At 68.1% G+C, this 6,390-nt stretch carries 6 protein-coding genes; 2 read left to right on the top strand and 4 right to left on the bottom strand.

The features are described from left to right. Nucleotides 1-18: 18 nt before the first annotated feature. The 4 genes from SK803_RS31105 to SK803_RS31090 form a co-directional block, all read right to left on the bottom strand. Nucleotides 19-528 (bottom strand): BTAD domain-containing putative transcriptional regulator, encoded by a 510-nt coding sequence (locus SK803_RS31105; protein ID WP_319969702.1) that lies wholly within the window; start codon nucleotides 526-528, stop codon nucleotides 19-21. After that, the gene (locus SK803_RS31100) at nucleotides 525-791 is read right to left on the bottom strand and encodes a hypothetical protein (RefSeq protein ID WP_319969701.1); all 267 of its coding nucleotides are present in this window, start codon (nucleotides 789-791) and stop codon (nucleotides 525-527) included. The genes SK803_RS31105 and SK803_RS31100 overlap by 4 nt, the downstream gene beginning before the upstream one ends. A 1,068-nt stretch (nucleotides 792-1,859) precedes the next feature. Continuing rightward, nucleotides 1,860-3,353, bottom strand: coding sequence for a CoA-acylating methylmalonate-semialdehyde dehydrogenase (locus tag SK803_RS31095; protein WP_319969700.1), 1,494 nt, complete (start codon nucleotides 3,351-3,353; stop codon nucleotides 1,860-1,862). Further along, nucleotides 3,350-4,351: a LacI family DNA-binding transcriptional regulator gene (locus tag SK803_RS31090; RefSeq protein ID WP_319969699.1), complete on the bottom strand. Its 1,002-nt coding sequence runs from the start codon at nucleotides 4,349-4,351 to the stop codon at nucleotides 3,350-3,352. The genes SK803_RS31095 and SK803_RS31090 overlap by 4 nt, the downstream gene beginning before the upstream one ends. Before the next feature lie 134 nt (nucleotides 4,352-4,485). On the opposite strand from SK803_RS31090, the gene SK803_RS31085 reads away from it, so the two are divergent. Together SK803_RS31085 and SK803_RS31080 are read left to right on the top strand one after the other, a co-directional pair. Next, nucleotides 4,486-5,481, top strand: a complete 996-nt coding sequence (locus SK803_RS31085) for a Gfo/Idh/MocA family protein (protein WP_319969698.1) — start codon at nucleotides 4,486-4,488, stop codon at nucleotides 5,479-5,481. Nucleotides 5,482-5,483: 2 nt separating this feature from the next. Beyond that, complete coding sequence (locus SK803_RS31080) at nucleotides 5,484-6,383, top strand: TIM barrel protein (RefSeq protein WP_319969697.1); 900 nt, start codon at nucleotides 5,484-5,486, stop codon at nucleotides 6,381-6,383. Nucleotides 6,384-6,390: the final 7 nt, after the last annotated feature.

The raw sequence follows: 6,390 nt of genomic DNA, 5'->3' as shown, positions 1-6,390 counted from the left end.
CTGGAGCGGGGGCCTTTCTCATGCGCTGCGCATGATCAGGATCGCGAACGGCTTGTCGTCGTCCGGCCCGCTGACCGCCAGTTCGGTCTGCTCGCGCAACGTCGCCCACAGCTCCATCACGCGCGCGACCTGTGGTTCAGGCAGCCCGCAGATCGTCACGAACGCCCGCACCTGCTCGGGTTTCGTCGGCAGCTTCCCGCGCTTGAGCAGTGAGTAGACCTGGCTGCGCGGCAACACCTGCCCGGCCCGGCGGTGGACCTCCGGCAGCGTCAATCCGGACCGCGCGTGGATCAACCGCAGCAGCTCGATGAACTCGGCCGCCGTCGCGGCCCGCAGCTCGGCGGTCGTGGTCGCGATCAGGGGCAGCGCCGGGTCGGGATCGATGCCCAGCTCGGCCCGCAGGATCACGCGCACCTCGCGGTAGGCGGCGAGTGCCTCCGCCCGTCGCCCCGACCTGGACAGCGCGAGCATCAGCTGCGGCCAGAGCCGGCTCAGACGTTCGAGCGGATCGCCCTCCGGGTGGCTCACCGTTCGTCGTCCTGCCAGATCACCATCGGGTTTGCCGGCGGCAGCGGGCCGAACCTGGCGCTGAACAGCCGGCTGCGGCCCAGCGTGGTGGTCACTGCCAGCACGGCGCTGGCCGTGGAGACGGCGACGACCGGTGAATGGCCCTGCGCGAGCATCCAGCCGGTGAAGACGAACGCGGTCGCCGCCAGCAGGACGGTGTTGGTGGAGTTGGCGGTGGAACACCGGCGGCGTGGGTGCAGAGCCCCGTTGTAGGGGGTGGTCATGCGGACTCCTGGATGGGGGGACCCGGCGCAGGGCGGCACCGTGCGCCGGGTGGACCAGCTGGTTTGCGGACAATGAAAAGCCGGATGTGTGGAAAGCGTCCGTGCGGGCTGTTGGCGTTGCCGCGGGACCCTGCGACATAACGGCTTGACCACGATCCTGTCACTCACACGGGTGATTGCCAACCGAATCTGCGTCCAGGTTTTTCATGTCCTGTGCAACGGCGTCCCAATCCGTCCAACGAAGTCCAACTGACCAGTTTTTGTCACCTTTTACGGCGCCGCTGACCACGCGCTGGTCACATCGTTGTATTGACAACGTCCAATGCCGTCCAAAAGTCTGGTCGGCACCGGTGTCCAACCGTTAGGCTTGCGAACGTGCCGGAATGCTATTCCGGTGGTGAAAATCCCCTGGCCGAGCTTTGGACCAGCTGAGCAGCGGGGTGCGGCCTCCTGTTGGCGCGGGAGGCCGTCACACGCCGCCACTGCTCCACCCACCCGTCGAGCGCGTCCGCCGGCTCTCCGCAGCCGATGAGGAACGCCCTCAACTGGTCTTCTCGCTTCGGGGGCCGGAGAGTGCACAGCGCGTGGGCGCCGCTCTTCGGCAACGCGCGGACGCCGGCGTTGTCCGACACCTGCTGATACGACAGTCCTCTCGACAGGCGCAGCCGGTTGAGCGCGCAGACGAATTCAGTGCATGTGGTGGCGCGGCATGCCGTCGCGAACGGACTGTCGTCCTCGCTGGGCGACATCGTGTTCGGTCCTCCTGCTGAGGCGTTCTTCTCCCTTTCCTGCGGGTGTAACGAACGGGACTTCGTCCGCGAGAAAGGGGGCGTTGTTCGACAGTGTGAAAGCGGATACTACCGCCGTGTCCAGCACCTATGTCGAACCGATGATCCGTGCCCTGGTATTCCATGATCGGCGAACTTGGAAAAGTTCAACAGGACAATCGTTCGCTTAGTTCATCGGTCCAGATCAGCGAGCCGGTCGCGCTCGAATTGGTTCGTACCAGACGGAAACGGCCGCCCTGTTCGCTCAGTGCGGACGAGGGCGGCCGTTGGACCGAACGGATCAGCCGTGGGTGGGGAAGCCCAGGTTCACGCCGTGCTGCTGCGGCCACCGCGCCGTGATCGCCTTGGCGCGCGTGTAGAACTTCACGCCCTCGGCGCCGTGCACGTGGGTGTCGCCGAACAGCGAGTCTTTCCAGCCACCGAACGAGTAGTAGGCCATCGGCACGGGGATCGGCACGTTGATGCCGACCATGCCGACGTGCACGCGCCGCTGGTACTCGCGCGCGGCCAGGCCGTCACCGGTGTAGATCGCGGTGCCGTTGCCGTACTGGTTGCTGTTCACCAGCTCGACGGCGTCCTCGAACGTCTCGGCGCGCACGACCGACAGCACCGGGCCGAAGATCTCGTCGGTGTAGATCGTCATGTCGCGGGTGACGTGGTCGAACAGCGTCGGCGCGAGCCAGAAGCCATCGGCGTGGCCTTCAGGCGCGTACCCGCGGCCGTCGACGACCAGCGACGCACCGGCGGCCTCGCCGGCGTCTACATAGGACCGAACCTTGTCCCGGTGCACACCGGTGACCAGCGGCCCCATCTGGGCGTCGGGGTTGGTGCCGGGGAGCACGGACGGGTGCAGGTCGCGGGTCCGCGAGGCGATCTTCGAGACCAGCTCGTCGCCGGTCTCCCCGACGGCGACCACGACCGAGATCGCCATGCAGCGCTCGCCCGCAGAGCCATAACCAGCGGAAACAGCGGCGTCTGCGGCGACGTCGAGGTCGGCGTCCGGCAGCACGACCATGTGGTTCTTCGCGCCGCCCAGCGCCTGCACGCGCTTCCCGGCCGCGGTGCCGCGCGTGTAGACGTGCTTCGCGATCGGGGTCGAGCCGACGAACGACGCGGCCGAGACGTCCGGGTGGTCCAGCAGGGCGTTCACCGCGAAGGCATCGCCTTGGAGGACGTTCAGCACGCCGTCGGGCAGGCCGGCTTCCTGGAACAGTTCGGCGAGCCGCACCGAAGCCGACGGGTCGCGCTCGGAAGGCTTGAGCACGAAGGTGTTGCCGGTCGCGATGGCGATGGGGAACATCCACATCGGCACCATCACGGGGAAGTTGAACGGCGTGATGCCCGCGACCACGCCGAGCGGCTGGCGGAACGAGTACGCGTCGACGCCGCGCGAGACCTGTTCGGAGTGCTCGCCCTTCAACAACTGCGGGATGCCACAGGCGAACTCGACGACCTCCAGGCCGCGCTGCACCTCGCCGGCGGCGTCGGAGAGCACCTTGCCGTGTTCGGACGTGATGATCGCGGCGAGCTCACCGCGTGCCTCGTGCAGCAGGTGGCGGTAGGCGAACAGGATCCGCGAACGCGTCGACAGCGACGACTCGGACCAGGACTGGGCGGCCTTCAGCGAGGAGGACACCGCCAGGTCGACGTCTGCCTGCTCGGCCAGCACGACCTGGGAGGCGACCTCGCCGGTGGCCGGGTTGAAGACGTCCGAGGTGCGGGACGACACCCCGGTGGTGCGGGCGCCGTCGATCCAGTGGGGGATGGTGCTCAACGCGGTCCTCCTGGGGGAGCTGTCGTGTTGCGGACTACGAGAGAGGGATTGAGGAGATGGCGCACGGGTTCGGTGCGTTCTTCACGAACCCGCTGCAGGAGCGCCTCGGCAGCCAGCCGGCCGAACTCGGCGCGGGGCTGGTCGATCGTGGTCAGGGAGACGTGGCGCAATGCCGCCAGCGAGGTGTTGTCGTACCCCACGACGGAAACGTCCTGAGGCACGCGCAGCCCGGCGTCTTCCAACGCCGAAATGGCGCCGACGGCGTTGAAGTCGTTGCAGGACAGGATGGCCGTGGGCAGGGCGTCGTCGGCGATCAGCGAACGGATCGCCCGCGCCCCGGCGACGTCGGTGTACTCGGAGGTGACGATCCGCGGCGGCAGGCCGTGGGCCTCCATGGCGGTGACGTAGCCGCGACGACGAGGTCCGGCCTGAGTGCCTTCACCGCCGTCCAAGTGTGCGATGCGCTTGTGCCCCAACGAGACCAGGTGGTCGATCGCCAGCCGCGCGCCCTGCTCGCCGTCGTCGTTCACGGTGTCCACTGTGGACACGCGCGACGATCGCGCCACGAGCACGATCGGAAGTTGTTCGGCCGCCTTGGAGATCGCGGTCGCGGGCACGACGGGCGACAACAGGATGAGGCCGGCGGGGCGGAACGACTGGAGGCTCTCCAACGCGCGGCGCTCGCGGGCGGGCGAGCGGCCACCGGTGTTGATGATGATGTCGAACCCCTGCTCGCGCGCGACCTCGTCGATCCCGTCCACGACCTCGGCGAAGAACGCGTTGTGCAGGTCGGACACCATCACGCCGAGCACCGTCGACGTGCGCGAGGCCAACGACCTCGCCATGGCGTGCGGCGAGTAACCGAGCTCCTCCGCCGCCTTCAGGACAGCGGTGCGTCGCATCTCGCTCACCTTGGGTGAACCGCGCATCACCAGCGACACCAGTGCGCGGGACACGCCGGCCCTCGATGCGACGTCTTCCATTGTCGGCCTGACCACCGGAATCACCTCCCCTCACGTCACGAGCAGGAAACCCACCCTTGACACCCGTGTGACCGAAGCTACAGCATTGGAGCGCTCCAACCAATAGAGCGCTCTAACACATCACCGGCGATGAACAGGGGAAACCTGCGATGCGGATCGGAGTAGCGGGTGTCGGCAGGATCGGCACCATGCACGCGACCAACCTCGCCGCACTGGATCGAGTCGACGAGGTGCTCCTCTTCGACCCGGTGCCCGGTCGTGCCGCGCAGGCGTCGGCTGAGCTGAGCGGGACCAAGGCGGTGGACGACCTCGACACGTTGCTGAACGACGTCGACGGCGTCCTGCTGGCCACGCCGACCGACACCCACCCCGAGATGCTCCGCGCGGCGATCGGCAAGGGCGTCCCCACGCTGTGCGAGAAGCCGATCGCGAGCGACGTCGCCGAGATGGCCGCGCTGATCGCGGACGTCGAGAAGTCCGGCGTCGAGGTGCTCGTCGGCTTCCAGCGCCGGTTCGACCCGGCCATCTACGAGCTGAACCGCCGCATCCGCGCGGGCGAGGTCGGCGACGTCTACCTGGTCCGGGCCGTCGGCAACGACGCCAACCCGCCGGACTTCTCCTACCTGCCCGCGTCCGGTGGCATCTTCCGCGACCTGCTGATCCACGACCTGGACTGCGTGCCATGGCTGGTCGGCGAGCCGGTCGTCGAGGTCTACGCGAGCGGCTCGGTCCTGGTGCACCAAGCGTTCGCGGACGCTGACGACGTGGACAACGCCGTCGTGATGCTGAAGTTCGCGGGCGGCGCGCACGCCACGCTGGCCGGCGGACGGCACGACCCGATCGGCTACGACCACCGCATCGAGGTGCTCGGCAGCAAGGACTCCTTGGTAGCCGGTGTCGACCCGCGTACGCCGCTGAACTCGCTCGAGCCAGGCGGGCACGTGGCCGGACCGGACGCCTACCCTGGCTTCCCCGAGCGCTTCCACCGTGCGTACGTCAACGAGATGAACCTGTTCACGCAGGTCATCAAGGGCGAGGTCGCGAACCCGTCGCCGGCGCGAGAGAGTTTGATCAGCCTCCGCCTGGCTGAAGCCTGTGAGCAGTCGCGCCGCAGTGGCGCACCGGTGAGGATCGAGGGGAACTAGGCATGGCGAAGATCGCTGGGGCACCGATCTCCTGGGGCGTGTGCGAGGTTCCCGGCTGGGGCAACGTGCTCCCGTCCGACACGGTTCTCGCCGAGATGCACTCGCTCGGCCTGACCGCCACCGAACTGGGGCCGCCCGACTACCTGCCGGCCGACCCCGCACAGCTCAAGGCACTGCTCGCCGGACACGAACTCACGCTGGTCGGCGGCTTCCTCGCGGTCACGCTGCACACCGACGTGCAGTCCACTCTGGACGAAGCCGACCGGGTGGCCGGGATCCTCAGGGCCGGTGGCGCCGAGGTGCTCGTGCTCGCGGCCGCCACCGGGCTGGACGGCTACGACGAGACGCCGAAGCTCACCGACGACGAGTGGAACACGCTCGTCGCAACCTGCGCGAAGATCCGCGAGATCGCCGCAGGGCATGGCCTCAAGACCGTGCTGCACCCGCACGTGGGCACCCACGTCGAGCGGGAGGCCGAGGTCGACAGGTTCCTCGCGGACTCCGATCTCCAGCTCTGCCTGGACACCGGCCACCTGCTCATCGGTGGCACGGACCCGGTCGAGCTGGCGCGCCGCTACCCGGACCGGATCGGTCACGTGCACCTCAAGGACGTGCGTGACGAGATCGCGGCGAAGGTGCGCAGCGGCGAACTCAGTTACACCGATGCCGTGGAACAGGGCATCTACGTGCCGCTCGGGGACGGCGACGTGGACGTGGAAGCGCTGGTGAAGCTCGTTCAAGAGGCGGGCTACACCGGATGGTTCGTGCTTGAGCAGGACACCCAGCTCAAGGACGCCGGTGGGGGTGGGAGCCCCGACTGGGGGTCGGAATGTCACAGCGCAGTGGACAAGCCACTGAAGGACACCGCGCGCAGCCTCGCGCACCTCAGCAAGATCCTCTGAAGGGACT

Source organism: Lentzea miocenica, assembly GCF_033949945.1.
Classification (GTDB): domain Bacteria; phylum Actinomycetota; class Actinomycetes; order Mycobacteriales; family Pseudonocardiaceae; genus Lentzea; species Lentzea miocenica.
The sequence above is the reverse complement of the archived record's forward strand: the minus strand, read 5'-3'. Positions and strand labels throughout refer to the sequence as shown.